The following is a 13,199-nucleotide window of genomic DNA, read 5'->3' as shown; positions in this document are numbered from 1 at the left end:
GGTGACGCATGACTGACGTATCAAGGGCCCGCTGGCAGCGCTGGCTGGCCGAACCGCAAACCCGCAAGGGCGCGCTGATCACCCTGTTGCTGGTGGCCCTGGCCTTGTTCGGCCCCTGGCTGGCGCCCCATGCGCCGACTGACATGCTTGGCCAGGTGTACGGCGCGCCGTCGGTCGCGGCGCCTCTGGGCTATGACTTTCTGGGGCATGACGTGCTGTCGCGGCTGCTCAGCGGTGGCCTGTCGGTGTTGTGGATGTCGCTGGCCGCGGCGGCCATCGCCTTGCTGGTGGGCAGCGCCCTGGGCCTGCTGGCCGGCTTTTCACGGCGACGCCTGGACCAGTTGATCACCTGGCTGGCGGATGTGTCCCTGGCGTTTCCGGACCTGATCCTGGTGCTGTTGATTGTCTCGATGCTGGGCCGCGCGCCCTGGCTGATTGTGCTCACCGTGGCCATCGCCTTCACCCCCGGGGTGATCCGCCTGGCCCGGGGCAGTGCGGTGGCGGTGGCCGGCCAGGAGTTTGTCGAGGCGGCGCAGATGATGGGGTATTCGCGGCGGCGGATTCTGCTGCGCGAGATTCTGCCCAACATCCTCACGCCGCTGCTGGTGCATTTCGGCAACATGCTGACCTGGGGCGTGGGCATGCTCTCGGGCTTGAGCTTCCTCGGCTACGGCGTGGCTCCGCCCACCGCCGACTGGGGTTTGATGATCAATGAAAACCAGGCCGGGCTGCTGGTCCAGCCCTGGGCAGTGCTGGCCCCGGCGGTACTGATCGGGATCTTCGCCTATGGCACCAATATCCTCGCCGAAGGCATCGGTCGCAGCAGCTCACGGATCGGAGACAAACAACCATGAACGCCATCGCCGGGATCGAGACGCCGCGCAGCCCTGTCAGCACCCGAGTGTTGCAAGTCACTCAATTACGGGTCGAACTGCGGGACCAGGTGGACGTGCTGTCGGGGGTGTCCTTCAGCCTCGACGCCGGGGAGATTGTCGGGCTGGTAGGGGAGTCGGGGTCGGGCAAGACCACCCTGGCGACCGCCTTGCTGGCCCATGCCCGGCGCGGCGCACGGATTGTCAGCGGGCGGGTTGAAGTGGCGGGGCAGGCGCTGCTGGAACTGCAGGGCGAGGCCCTGCGCCAGGCCCGGGGCAGCCTGATCGGCTACGTCGCCCAGGACCCGGCCACTGCGCTCAATCCGGCGCTGCGCATCGGCGGCCTGCTGCGCGAAACCCTGGCCGTGCACCAGGTGCGCCTGGACCGCGCGGCCCAGCAACAGCGGATCGTCGAGACCCTTCGCGATGTCGGCTTGCCGGATGACCCGGAGTTTCTGCGGCGCTTTCCCCATCAACTGTCCGGCGGCCAGCAGCAGCGGGTGATGCTGGCCCTGGCGTTTGTCCTGCGGCCACGGCTGATTGTGCTGGACGAACCGACCACGGCCCTGGACGTCACCACCCAGGCCCATATCCTCGCCACCCTGCGTCGGCTGTGCAAAAGCCTGGGGGTGGCGGCGGTGTACGTGTCCCACGACCTGGCGGTGATCAAGGACCTGGTGGACCGGGTGATGGTGATGTACGCCGGTCGCCTGGTGGAAATTGCCAGCCGCGAGGCGCTGTTTACCCGGCCCGCGCACCCTTACACCCGGGGGTTGCTGGCGGCGATCCCGGATGTTGCCCAGCGCCGCGAGCTGCTGGCGATTCCCGGGCACGCCCCGGCGCCTGGGCAGCGACCCGCCGGTTGCGCCTTCGCTCCCCGCTGCTCGCGGCGGCGTGCCGAGTGCAGCGAAGCCGAGCCGCCCCTGCGCGAGCTGGTGGCGCAGCAGCAGGTGGCCTGTGTCGAGCCCTATGTGCAGGGCCTGCAACTGACACCCCAGCTGCCGCTGCTAGCGATTGAAGACAGTGCGCCGCGCCCGGCGCTGCTGGAAATCAACGGCCTGAACCTGGCCTACGACCGCCAGGTGCTGTTCGACGTCTCGCTGCGCCTGCTGCCCGGGGAATGCCTGGCGCTGGTGGGCGAGTCCGGTTCGGGCAAGACCAGCCTGGCGCGGGCGGTGGCCGGGCTTGGGGAAAACGCCGAGGGCGAGCTGCGGTACGCCGGGCAGCCGCTGAAACTGGCGGCGCGCCAGCGGGCTGCCGGGTTGCGGCACCAGATCCAGTACATCTTCCAGAACCCGTACCGCGCGTTGAACCCGCGGCAAAGCGTGTACCAGACCCTGAGCGCGCCCTTGCAGCACTTCTTCGGCATCAAGGGCGCAGCGGCCCGGGAGCGGGTCGAGGCGGTGCTCAAGCGTGTGTCGTTGCCGGCTTCGGTGGCCGACCTGTATCCCCACAGCCTGTCCGGTGGCGAGCGGCAACGGGTGGCCATCGCCCGAGCCCTGATCTGCGAGCCGAAATTACTGATCTGCGATGAAATCACCTCGGCCCTGGACGTCTCGGTGCAGGCCTCGATCCTGGCCCTGTTGCGCCAATTGCAGGCCCAGGGCCTGACCCTGCTGTTTGTCACCCACGACCTGGGGGTGGTGCGGGCGATCGCCGACCGGGTGCTGGTGCTCAAACTCGGGCGGGTGGTGGAGCAGGGGCGGGTGGACGAGGTGCTCGACCGGCCCCAGGCGGCCTACACCCAGACCCTGCTGGAGAATTCGCCGACCCTGGCCTGAGCCGTGCCCCGGGCGCCGCCAGGGTCGGCGCCTTGGCCAAACCAGTCACACAACTTGATGGCTTTGACCATTGCCGCAGCAGGCCTGCAGCGCCAGTATTTCCTCGCTTTTATGGTGTTCCCATCCTAATAAGAACAGCGAGGGATTCTGGCGATGCGCGATTACTTGTCTGCCACAACACAGTTCAACTACCAGCACACCGTCGACGCTGCCCTGGCGGGCAACCTGTCGGCACTCAATGCCTGTGTCGAATGTTGTGACCGGCATGCCTTGCCGGGCCGCATCGCCCTGTTCTGGGAAGGCCGCGACGGCAGCAGCGCGACCTACACCTTCAGCGAACTGCAAGACAAGGCCGCGCGTTTCGCCAACTTTCTCGTGGCCCAGGGGGTGGGCAAGGGCGACAAGGTCGCCGGCCTGTTGCCACGCAACGTCGAGCTGCTGATTACCGTGCTCGCCACCTGGCGTATCGGCGCGGTCTATCAACCGCTGTTTACCGCCTTTGGCCCCAAGGCCATCGAGCATCGCCTGAGCAGCTCCGGCGCCGCCCTGGTGGTGACCGATGCGGTCAATCGGCCCAAGCTTGGGGAAGTGGCGGGCTGCCCGACCATCGCCACCGTTGGCGGGGCCAAGGGCCAGGGCATCGTGCGCGGCGATTTCAGTTTCTGGGCCGAACTGGCCAATTACCCGGCCCGGCATGAGCCCGTCATGATGACCGGCGAGGACCCGTTCCTGCTGATGTTCACCTCGGGCACCACCGGTCCGTCGAAAGCCCTGGAAGTGCCGCTCAAGGCCATCGTCGCGTTCCAGAACTACACCCGTGACGCGGTGGACCTGCGCCCCGAGGACGCTTTCTGGAACGTCGCCGACCCGGGCTGGGCCTATGGCATCTATTTCGGCGTCACCGGGCCCCTGGGCCTGGGCCACCCGATCACCTTCTACGATGGCCCGTTCACCCTCGAAAGCACTTGCCGGGTGATTAACAAGTACGGCATCAGCAACCTCACCGGTTCACCCACGGCTTACCGCCTGCTGATTGCCGGCGGCGACGACTTTGCCCGTTCGATCAAGGGCCAGCTGCGCATTGTCAGCAGCGCCGGCGAGCCGCTGAACCCGGAAGTGATCCGCTGGTTTGCGGACAACCTGGGGGTGGTGATCCACGACCATTACGGCCAGACCGAGCTGGGTATGGTGCTGTGCAACCACCACGGCCTGGACCACCCGGTGCATGTCGGCGCTGCCGGCTTCGCTTCGCCGGGGCACCGGATCGTGGTGCTGGACGACGATTACCAGGAACTGGGCGTCGGCCAGCCGGGGATTCTCGCCGTCGACCGCACGCAGTCGCCGATGTGCTGGTTCGCCGGCTACCAGGGCGCGCCGACCAAGGCTTTTGTCGGCAATTATTACTTGAGCGGCGACACCGTCGAGCTCAACCCGGACGGCAGCATCAGCTTTGTCGGGCGCAGTGATGACGTGATCACCACTTCCGGTTATCGGGTCGGCCCGTTCGACGTCGAAAGCGCGCTGATCGAGCACCCGGCGGTGGTCGAAGCCGCGGTGGTGGGCAAGCCGGACCCGGAGCGTACCGAACTGGTCAAGGCCTTTGTCGTGCTCAGCAATCAGTACCGGGCAGCGCCGGAGCTGGCCGAAGAACTGCGCCAGCATGTGCGCAAGCGCCTGGCCGCGCACTCGTACCCCCGTGAAATCGAATTTGTCAGCGAGTTGCCGAAAACCCCAAGCGGCAAATTGCAGCGCTTTATCTTGCGCAACCAGGAGATCGCCAAGGCTCAAGAGGCCGCGGCGCACAACGCTCAAGCTTGAACCCAAGGAAATAATGATGCAGATCGAAAACAAGGTTTTTCTCGTCAGTGGCGGTGCTTCCGGCCTTGGCGCCGCCAGCGCCGAGATGCTGGTGGCCGCGGGTGCCAAGGTGATGCTGGTGGACCTCAATGCCGAGGCCGTGGCGGCCCAGGCGCAGAAGCTCGGCTGCCACAGCGTGGTGGCCGACATCAGCCAGGAAGCCGCTGCCGAAGCGGCGGTGCAGGCGACCGTCAAAGCCTTTGGCGCGCTGCACGGCCTGATCAACTGCGCCGGCATCGTGCGCGGCGAGAAGATCCTCGGCAAACACGGGCCCCACGCCCTGGCCAGCTTTAGCCAAGTGATCAACGTCAACCTGATCGGCAGCTTCAACCTGCTGCGCCTGGCCGCTGCCGCCATCGCAGAAAGCGAAGCCAATGCCGATGGCGAGCGCGGGGTGATCATCAACACCGCCTCGGCCGCCGCCTTCGACGGCCAGATCGGCCAGGCGGCCTACGCGGCGTCCAAGGGCGCGATCGCCAGCCTGACCCTGCCTGCCGCCCGCGAGCTGGCGCGCTTTGGCATCCGGGTGATGACCATCGCCCCGGGTATTTTTGAAACCCCGATGATGGCCGGCATGAGCGATGAAGTGCGCGCCGGCCTGGCGGCGGGCGTGCCATTCCCGCCACGCCTGGGCAAACCCGCGGAATACGCGGCGCTGGCCCGGCATATCATTGAAAACAGCATGCTCAACGGCGAGGTGATCCGTCTCGACGGTGCCTTGCGCATGGCCGCCAAATAAGCAGGAGATTGCCCCATGAATACCTCCCAGGATCCCATTGTTATCGTCAGCGCCGTCCGCACCCCCATGGGCGGCTTTCAAGGTGAACTCAAGGGCCTGACAGCGCCGCAACTGGGCGCCGCGGCCATCCGTGCAGCCGTGGAACGCGCCGGCGTGGCCAGCGACGCGGTCGACGAAGTGCTGTTCGGCTGCGTGCTGCCGGCCGGCCTCGGCCAGGCTCCGGCGCGCCAGGCTGCCCTGGGCGCGGGGCTGGATAAAGCCACGCGCTGCACCACCCTGAACAAAATGTGCGGTTCGGGCATGGAGGCCGCGATCCTGGCCCACGACATGCTCGTGGCCGGCAGCGCCGAGGTGGTGGTGGCCGGGGGCATGGAAAGCATGTCCAACGCGCCGTACCTGCTGGACCGCGCCCGCAGCGGCTACCGCATGGGCCATGGCCGGGTCATCGACCATATGTTCCTCGATGGCCTGGAAGACGCCTACGACAAGGGCCGGCTGATGGGCACCTTTGCCGAGGACTGCGCCCAGGAGCACGGCTTCAGCCGTGAAGCCCAGGACGCGTTCGCCATTGCCTCCACCACCCGCGCGCAACAGGCGATCCAGGATGGCAGCTTCAAGGCCGAGATCGTGCCGCTGAACGTCACCGTCGGCAAAGAGCAGGTGCTGATCAGCAACGACGAACAGCCGCCCAAGGCCAAGCTGGACAAGATCGCCTCGCTGAAACCGGCGTTCCGCGACGGGGGCACGGTTACCGCCGCCAACTCCAGTTCGATCTCCGACGGCGCGGCGGCCCTGCTGCTGATGCGTCGCTCCCAGGCGCAGAAACTCGGGCTCAAGCCGTTGGCGGTGATTCACGGCCACGCGGCATTTGCCGACACCCCGGGGCTGTTCCCGGTAGCCCCGGTGGGGGCGATCAAGAAATTGATGCAGAAAACCGGCTGGTCCCTGGATCAGGTCGACCTGTTTGAAATCAACGAAGCCTTTGCCGTGGTCAGCCTGGTCACCATGAGCAAGCTGGAAATCCCCCATGACAAGGTCAACGTGCACGGCGGCGCCTGTGCCCTGGGCCACCCGATCGGTGCCTCGGGCGCGCGGATCCTGGTGACCCTGCTGTCGGCCCTGCGCCAGAAAAACCTGAAGCACGGGGTGGCGGCCATCTGCATCGGCGGCGGTGAAGCCACGGCCATGGCCGTTGAATGCCTGTATTGAGGAAGTGCCATGTTGCCCAATGACGAACAACTGCAGATCAGCGAAGCGGCCCGGCAATTTGCCCAGGAACGGCTGAAACCGTTCGCCGCCGAGTGGGATCGCGAACACCGTTTCCCCAAGGAGGCCATCGGCGAGATGGCCGAGCTGGGCTTTTTCGGCATGCTGGTGCCCGAGCAGTGGGGCGGTTGCGACACCGGCTACCTGGCCTATGCCATGGCCCTGGAAGAAATCGCCGCCGGCGACGGTGCCTGCTCGACCATCATGAGCGTGCACAACTCGGTGGGTTGCGTGCCGATCCTCAAGTTTGGCAACGATGAGCAGAAGGAGCGTTTTCTCAAGCCCCTGGCCAGCGGGGCCATGCTCGGCGCCTTCGCCCTTACCGAACCCCAGGCCGGCTCCGATGCCAGCAGCCTGAAAACCCGGGCCCGGCTGGAGGGCGATCACTACGTGCTCAACGGCTGCAAGCAGTTCATCACGTCCGGGCAGAACGCCGGGGTGGTGATTGTGTTCGCGGTCACCGATCCGACGGCGGGCAAGCGCGGGATCAGTGCCTTTATCGTGCCCACCAACTCGCCGGGCTATAAGGTGGCGCGGGTCGAGGACAAACTCGGCCAGCATGCCTCCGACACCTGCCAGATTCTATTTGAAGACGTGCAGGTGCCGGTGGCCAACCGCCTGGGCGAGGAGGGCGAGGGTTATCGCATCGCCCTGGCCAACCTCGAAGGCGGGCGCGTGGGCATTGCCTCGCAATCGGTGGGCATGGCCCGCGCCGCCTTCGAGGCGGCCCGGGATTACGCCCGGGAACGGGACAGCTTCGGCAAGCCGATCATCGAGCACCAGGCGGTGGCTTTCCGCCTGGCGGACATGGCCACCCAGATCGCCGTCGCGCGGCAGATGGTGCATTACGCCGCCGCCCTGCGCGACAGCGGCAAGCCGGCCCTAGTCGAGGCTTCGATGGCCAAGCTGTTCGCGTCTGAAATGGCCGAGAAAGTCTGCTCCTCGGCATTGCAAACCCTGGGCGGTTACGGTTACCTGAGCGACTTTCCGCTGGAGCGCATCTACCGCGACGTGCGGGTTTGCCAGATCTACGAAGGCACCAGTGATATTCAGCGCATGGTCATTTCGCGCAATCTTTGAGAAGGAGCTGCTTCATGAGTTACGAAACGATTCTGCTAGACGTCCAGGGCCGCGTCGGCCTGATCACTCTCAACCGTCCGCAGGCGCTGAACGCGCTCAACGCGCAGATCGTCAGCGAACTGAACCAGGCCCTGGACAGCCTGGAGGCCAACCCGGAAATCGGCTGCATCGTGCTCACCGGCTCGAAAAAAGCCTTTGCCGCCGGCGCCGACATCAAGGAAATGGCCGAGCTGAGCTACCCGCAGATCTACCTCGACGACCTGTTCAGCGACAGCGACCGCGTGGCCAACCGGCGCAAGCCGATCATCGCCGCGGTCAACGGTTTCGCCCTGGGCGGTGGCTGTGAACTGGCGCTGATGTGCGACTTCATCCTGGCCGGCGACAACGCCAAGTTCGGCCAGCCGGAAATCAACCTCGGCGTGCTGCCGGGCATGGGCGGCACCCAGCGCCTGACCCGCGCCGTGGGCAAGGCCAAGGCCATGGAAATGTGCCTGACCGGACGCTTTATCGACGCCGTGGAAGCCGAACGTTGCGGCATCGTCGCGCGCATCGTGCCTGCTGATGAACTGCTGGATGAAGCCCTGAAAGTCGCCACCCTGATCGCCGGCAAGTCAGTGCCGATCAGCATGATGATCAAGGAAAGCGTCAACCGCGCCTTTGAAGTCAGCCTCTCCGAAGGAGTACGCTTCGAGCGCCGGGTATTCCACGCGGCGTTCGCCACCCAGGACCAGAAGGAAGGCATGGCGGCGTTTATTGCCAAGCGCACGCCTGAGTTCAAGGACCAGTAACCTCGCGTCACCGCTCAAGCCGGGGACAGGCCAGCCCCGGACTTGAGCGTTTGTGGCTAGGCGGTGGGCAGTGCTGAAGACCTTCAGGTGCCAATACGAGGAGAGTCATTGATGAGCGCTACCGCCCCCCAATCGTTCTCTTTGACCGTGCGCTCCTATTCCGGTCAGGTGGAGCTTCACGAACACGACTTTCATCAAATCGTCCTGCCCCAGTCAGGTTCGATGGACATTGAGGTCGATGGACGAGGTGGCAAAGTCGATGGGAGCCAGGGGGTGGTAATCGCCGCGGGCGCCCGCCATACCTTCCTGGCCAACCGCTGCAATAGCTTCCTGGTACTGGACGTGCTGACCCAGGGGGCTCAAGGGCCGAAAAGCGCTGCGCCATTACTTGAGCCACTAAGCGACAAACGCTTTTTTGCAGTCAGGCCCGATATCCGGCATCTGCTGGATTACGCGAGCAGCAACGGGGCAGGGTTAATCAGTTTGCCTGCGATGGTCGAGCCATGGAGCCGATTGCTGCTGTGCTCCTTGTTGCAGCCCGATGTTGCTCCGAACCATCCCGGGCAATTCATCCTCGCCAGGGCGCAGGCCTATGTTGAGCGGCATCTGAGCACCCCCATGACGGTGCGTGATATCGCCCGAAATGCAGGCACCAGCGAACGGCGCCTCTATGTCCTGTTCGGCCAGCACCTGAAAACAACCCCGTTTGCCCATATCGCGACGCTGCGCCTGAACCTGGCCATCGACCTGCTGCGCCAGACCTCGTTATCGATCATTGAGATTGCCCATCGTGCGGGTTATGCCGACCAGAGTGCGCTGACCCACGCCCTGAAAAAAGCCCGCAACCTGACCCCCGCCTCGGTGCGTAAACAAGCGCGCGAGCACTGAAAACGGCAGCCCCGAACAAATTTTCGGCAGCCTCTATCAATACGAAGCCCTGCAACCTTTCTATTGTCCCCAGATGAGTATCATCCGCAGACGGGGCTTGCATGAACACTTCCAATCCATCCATCACCATCGTCAAGGGTGCCGCAGGCGCCACGTTGATTGGGGTGATTGCGGTGTTTCTATGGGCGTGCCTGGCGCTGCTGACCACCTTGACCGCAGGTATCCCGCCGTTTCAGTTGCTGGCATCGAGCTTCGCTGTCGCCTTCCTGGCCAGCCTGTGTACGCTCGGCCTGCGCGGCGCGGGAGGGTTCAGCAGCTGGCGCCAGCCCTGGTATGTGTGGGCAACCGGGTTCGCCGGGATTTTCGTCTATCACGCCTTGTATTTCTTTGCCCTGAAGGTCGCGCCCGCGGCTGAAGCGAGCCTTATCGCCTACCTGTGGCCGCTTCTGATCGTGCTGCTGTCGAGCTTTTCAAGCGGCGAGTCCCTGAGTAAGCGCCAACTGCTGGGCGCCTTGCTCGGTCTTGGGGGAACAGCCTTCATCATGCAACAGCGCGCCCACAGTGAAAGCGTGGCGGTGCCGGTCATCGGCTATGCCGCTGCCTTTGCCTGCGCCTGGGTCTGGTCGATTTATTCGGTCGTCAACCGACGTTTCAGCGATGTCCCGAGCAGCATCATCGGTGGTATCTGCGGCTTGGTAGCGGTGGCCGGGTTGCTCTGCCACCTGGCTTTCGAAACCACGGTCAAGCCTGAAGCGGCCCAATGGGCGGCGATTATCGCCCTGGGGCTGGGCCCGGTGGGCCTGGCTTTTTTTGCCTGGGATCACGCCACCAAGCACGGCAACCTGGCGATGCTGGGGGCCTTGTCTTACCTGGCGCCATTGTTCTCCACGCTGCTGCTGATTGCCGTGGGACAAACCGACGCCAAACCGATCCTGATAATCCCCGCGGTGTTGATCATCACGGGGGCTGTCATTGCCACTTCACGCTCACGCAAGACCTCAGCGTGATATCGACCCGTCAAGCAGACAGGTAACCGCCGTCGCGCCAATGACGCTGACCGTGTCAGGCCGTGGCACCTGGCCCGTGGACGCTTGACTGAAGGCGCTTTGAGCGCTGGATGGAGGCCAGGCACCATGAAAAATCGCAGCCATGGCTGCGATTTTTTTGCATCAAGGAGTACTGATTACAACTGGTAGTGCTTCAACTCCCGGGCAATCAACATGCGTTGAATCTCGCTCGAGCCTTCGTAGATCTGGGTAATCCGTGCATCGCGGTAGTAGCGCTCCACCGGATAGTCCTCCAGGTACCCGTAGCCGCCATGGATCTGCATCGCCGAGGAGCAGACTTTCTCGGCGATTTCCGAGGCGAACAGCTTGGCCTGGGATGCTTCCGACAGGCACGGTTTGCCGGCGCTGCGCAGACGCGCGGCGTGCAGGATCAGCAGGCGCGCCGCGTTGAGGCGGGTCTGCATGTCGGCCAGCATATTGGCGATGCTCTGATGCTCGATGATCGGCTTGTCGAACTGCACCCGGTCGCGGGAGTAGGCCAGGGCGGCTTCAAAGGCGGCGCGGGCGATGCCCAGGGCCTGGGCGGCAATGCCGATGCGGCCGCCTTCAAGGTTGGACAGGGCAATGGCCAGGCCCTTGCCCCGTTCGCCCAGCAGGTTGGCTTCGGGGATGGTGCAGTTGTTGAGGGTTACCGCGCAGGTGTCGGAGGCGCGAATGCCCATTTTGTGTTCGGTGCGATCGACGATAAACCCTGGAGTTTCGGTGGGCACCAGGAACGCCGACAGGCCTTTCTTGCCCAGTTCGGGGTCGGTCACCGCAAAGACGATGGCCAGCTTGGCGCGCTTGCCATTGCTGACGAACTGCTTGGCGCCGTTGATCACCCACTGGCCGTCGCGCAGTTCGGCGCGGGTGCGCAGGTTGTGCGCTTCGGAGCCGGCCTGGGGTTCGGTCAGGCAAAAGCAGCCAATGCTCTGGCCGCTGGCCAGTTGCGCGAGCCAGGTCTGTTTTTGCGCTTCGCTGCCGTAATTGAGGATCGGCCCGCAGCCCACCGAGTTGTGGATGCTCATCAGTGCACCGGTGGCGCCGTCGCCCGCGGAGATTTCTTCGACCGCCAGGGCATAGGCCACGTAGTCGACGTAAGTGCCACCCCATTCCTCGGGCACCACCATGCCTAACAGGCCCAGTTCGCCCATCTTCGCCACCAGGGCGTCGTCGATCCAGCCGGCTTTTTCCCAGGCCTGGGCGTGGGGGGCGATTTCACCGCGGGCAAAATCCCGGGCCATGTCGCGGATCATCACTTGTTCTTCGGTCAATTCAATGTCGTGCATGGCTCAGCTCCCGCTGGTGTCGAAGCCGCTGAAGAAACTCGCCACGTGCCCGGCGTCGAGCGCCTGCAGGGTCGGTGGGTTCCAGCGCGGCGTCTTGTCTTTGTCGATCAGCAAGGCGCGTACGCCTTCGATCAGGTCGCCGCGCTCGAACCACTGACGGTCCAGGTGCAGCTCCAGGGCGAAGCAATGTTCCAGGCTCAGGTGGCGGCCGCGGCGCAGCATCTCCAGGGTCACGGCCATGGCCAGGGGCGAGCGGCTCTCCAGCAGGTCGGCAGTGGCGTGGGCCCATTCGCGGCTGTCGCCGAGGCTGACCTCGCGCAGTTGCTCGACGATGCTCGGCACGTCGGGCAGGGCGAAGTAATGGTCGATGGCCGGGCGCAGGGCGGCCAGCGGCGCATCCGGCAGTTGTTGCACACCGAGCTTGGCCAGCACCCCTTGCAGGTCCTTGAGCGGCATATCGCTCCATTGCAGGTGGTCGAGGCGCTGCTCAAGCAGGCCCAGCCGGTCGCTGTCCAGGTGCCAGTCGGCAAGCCCGCAGTACAGGGCATCGGCGGCGCGAATCTGCACGCCGCTCACGCCCAGGTACAGGCCCAGTTCCCCGGGAATGCGCGACAGGAAGTAACTGCCACCGACGTCGGGGAAGTAGCCGATGGCCACTTCCGGCATCGCCAGACGGCTGCGTTCGGTGACCACCCGCAGATCGGCGCCTTGCACCAGGCCCATGCCGCCGCCCAGGACAAAGCCGTCCATCAGCGCCAGCACCGGCTTACGGTAGTGGTGGATCGTCAGGTCCAGGGCGTATTCCTCGACGAAGAAGTCCTGGTGCAGGGTCTGGCCATTCTTGAAGCTGTCGTACAGCGAGCGGATATCGCCGCCGGCACAAAAGGCTTTTTCCCCAGCCCCGCGCAAGACCACCGCGTGCACTTGCGGGTCCTGGGCCCAGGCATCGAGTTGCTGCTGCAAGGTGCGCACCATCTGCAGGGTGATGGCGTTGAGACCGGCGGGGCGGTTGAGGGTCAGGTGGCCGATGTGGTTGCGGACCTCGACCAGCACTTCATTGCACGTGCTGTCGATGTCCCGTGTCGCCTGGGATGAAACCTGAGCAGTCATCACTAACTCCCTGCTTTTATTGTTCTTTATAGGACGCTCGCGCGCGAGCGATGGCGGATCGTAACAGTGCAAATTTGCCAAGTACAACCGGGATAACTGCAGGTTGCCTGTGCATTTTTACCTTATGGGCAAGCCCGCAACCCGCGACCGGGCCTGCGCTTCGCAGGGTACAAAAAGCGACGCATTATTGATTTACAAGCCCAATCCTGAGCCATGACGACAGAATCGGCTGTCAGACGGCTGTGTTCAGCATGGTTCGGCTGTCTGGGCGGGGCCTTACGACACCTGGCCGACCCCGGCTATTGGCATTCTGGCGGTCCGTTACAGCGCACCCAGGTGGTGACTGAGGACGGATGGCACGTTCGACGACCGGTGACTGCCGGTCGAAAACAACAATAAGACACCCCTGCGATGGACCTCGCAATAACTCTCTGCCCCTGTCGAAAAGTGTGGTTCGGTGCCTGCGCCGGCCGCGATAAATCC

At 64.6% G+C, this 13,199-nt stretch carries 11 protein-coding genes; 9 read left to right on the top strand and 2 right to left on the bottom strand.

Features of this window, described 5'->3' with window-relative positions; all coding sequences use genetic code 11:
* The first annotated feature begins 8 nt into the window (after nt 1–8).
* The 9 genes from AC19YX_RS00380 to yddG all read left to right on the top strand — a co-directional run bounded on the left by AC19YX_RS00380 (nt 9) and on the right by yddG (nt 10,278).
* Nucleotides 9–854 (top strand): ABC transporter permease, encoded by an 846-nt coding sequence (locus AC19YX_RS00380; RefSeq protein ID WP_201130957.1) that lies wholly within the window; start codon nt 9–11, stop codon nt 852–854.
* Complete coding sequence (locus AC19YX_RS00375) at nt 851–2,653, top strand: dipeptide ABC transporter ATP-binding protein (RefSeq protein ID WP_201208191.1); 1,803 nt, start codon at nt 851–853, stop codon at nt 2,651–2,653. Before AC19YX_RS00380 ends, AC19YX_RS00375 begins: the two co-directional genes overlap by 4 nt.
* 153 nt (nt 2,654–2,806) lie before the next feature.
* A complete protein-coding gene (locus tag AC19YX_RS00370; RefSeq protein WP_500605379.1) occupies nt 2,807–4,471 on the top strand; it encodes an AMP-binding protein in 1,665 nt (554 codons plus the stop codon).
* A 16-nt stretch (nt 4,472–4,487) separates the two neighbouring features.
* Nucleotides 4,488–5,249, top strand: coding sequence for an SDR family NAD(P)-dependent oxidoreductase (locus AC19YX_RS00365; RefSeq protein WP_201130958.1), 762 nt, complete (start codon nt 4,488–4,490; stop codon nt 5,247–5,249).
* A gap of 15 nt (nt 5,250–5,264) precedes the next feature.
* Nucleotides 5,265–6,458: an acetyl-CoA C-acyltransferase gene (locus AC19YX_RS00360; protein ID WP_201130959.1), complete on the top strand. Its 1,194-nt coding sequence runs from the start codon at nt 5,265–5,267 to the stop codon at nt 6,456–6,458.
* 9 nt (nt 6,459–6,467) lie between these two features.
* Nucleotides 6,468–7,595 (top strand): acyl-CoA dehydrogenase, encoded by a 1,128-nt coding sequence (locus AC19YX_RS00355; protein ID WP_500605378.1) that lies wholly within the window; start codon nt 6,468–6,470, stop codon nt 7,593–7,595.
* Nucleotides 7,596–7,609: 14 nt separating this feature from the next.
* Nucleotides 7,610–8,383, top strand: a complete 774-nt coding sequence (locus AC19YX_RS00350; protein ID WP_078473384.1) for an enoyl-CoA hydratase — start codon at nt 7,610–7,612, stop codon at nt 8,381–8,383.
* Nucleotides 8,384–8,494: 111 nt separating this feature from the next.
* The gene (locus AC19YX_RS00345; protein ID WP_500605377.1) at nt 8,495–9,271 is read left to right on the top strand and encodes a helix-turn-helix domain-containing protein; all 777 of its coding nucleotides are present in this window, start codon (nt 8,495–8,497) and stop codon (nt 9,269–9,271) included.
* Between the two features lie 101 nt (nt 9,272–9,372).
* Nucleotides 9,373–10,278, top strand: a complete 906-nt coding sequence (yddG, locus tag AC19YX_RS00340) for an aromatic amino acid exporter YddG (RefSeq protein WP_500605376.1) — start codon at nt 9,373–9,375, stop codon at nt 10,276–10,278.
* Nucleotides 10,279–10,454: 176 nt separating this feature from the next.
* On the opposite strand, the gene AC19YX_RS00335 is transcribed toward yddG, so the two are convergent.
* On the bottom strand, nt 10,455–11,606 hold the full coding sequence (locus tag AC19YX_RS00335; protein WP_421546805.1) for an acyl-CoA dehydrogenase family protein: 1,152 nt from the start codon (nt 11,604–11,606) through the stop codon (nt 10,455–10,457).
* A gap of 3 nt (nt 11,607–11,609) precedes the next feature.
* Complete coding sequence (locus AC19YX_RS00330; protein WP_500605375.1) at nt 11,610–12,716, bottom strand: enoyl-CoA hydratase/isomerase family protein; 1,107 nt, start codon at nt 12,714–12,716, stop codon at nt 11,610–11,612.
* Nucleotides 12,717–13,199: the final 483 nt, after the last annotated feature.

It is taken from the genome of Pseudomonas sp. MF09150 (genome assembly GCF_059862355.1).
The sequence above is the reverse complement of the archived record's forward strand: the minus strand, read 5'-3'. Positions and strand labels throughout refer to the sequence as shown.

Excerpts from the sequence above, each read along its gene's own strand:
- AC19YX_RS00380 (WP_201130957.1), top strand. The coding sequence starts at position 9 with ATGACTGACGTATCAAGGGCCCGCTGGCAGCGCTGGCTGGCCGAACCG.
- AC19YX_RS00375 (WP_201208191.1), top strand. The coding sequence starts at position 851 with ATGAACGCCATCGCCGGGATCGAGACGCCGCGCAGCCCTGTCAGCACC.
- AC19YX_RS00370 (WP_500605379.1), top strand. The coding sequence starts at position 2,807 with ATGCGCGATTACTTGTCTGCCACAACACAGTTCAACTACCAGCACACC.
- AC19YX_RS00365 (WP_201130958.1), top strand. The coding sequence starts at position 4,488 with ATGCAGATCGAAAACAAGGTTTTTCTCGTCAGTGGCGGTGCTTCCGGC.
- AC19YX_RS00360 (WP_201130959.1), top strand. The coding sequence starts at position 5,265 with ATGAATACCTCCCAGGATCCCATTGTTATCGTCAGCGCCGTCCGCACC.
- AC19YX_RS00355 (WP_500605378.1), top strand. The coding sequence starts at position 6,468 with ATGTTGCCCAATGACGAACAACTGCAGATCAGCGAAGCGGCCCGGCAA.
- AC19YX_RS00350 (WP_078473384.1), top strand. The coding sequence starts at position 7,610 with ATGAGTTACGAAACGATTCTGCTAGACGTCCAGGGCCGCGTCGGCCTG.
- AC19YX_RS00345 (WP_500605377.1), top strand. The coding sequence starts at position 8,495 with ATGAGCGCTACCGCCCCCCAATCGTTCTCTTTGACCGTGCGCTCCTAT.
- yddG (WP_500605376.1), top strand. The coding sequence starts at position 9,373 with ATGAACACTTCCAATCCATCCATCACCATCGTCAAGGGTGCCGCAGGC.
- AC19YX_RS00335 (WP_421546805.1), bottom strand. The coding sequence starts at position 11,606 with ATGCACGACATTGAATTGACCGAAGAACAAGTGATGATCCGCGACATG.
- AC19YX_RS00330 (WP_500605375.1), bottom strand. The coding sequence starts at position 12,716 with ATGACTGCTCAGGTTTCATCCCAGGCGACACGGGACATCGACAGCACG.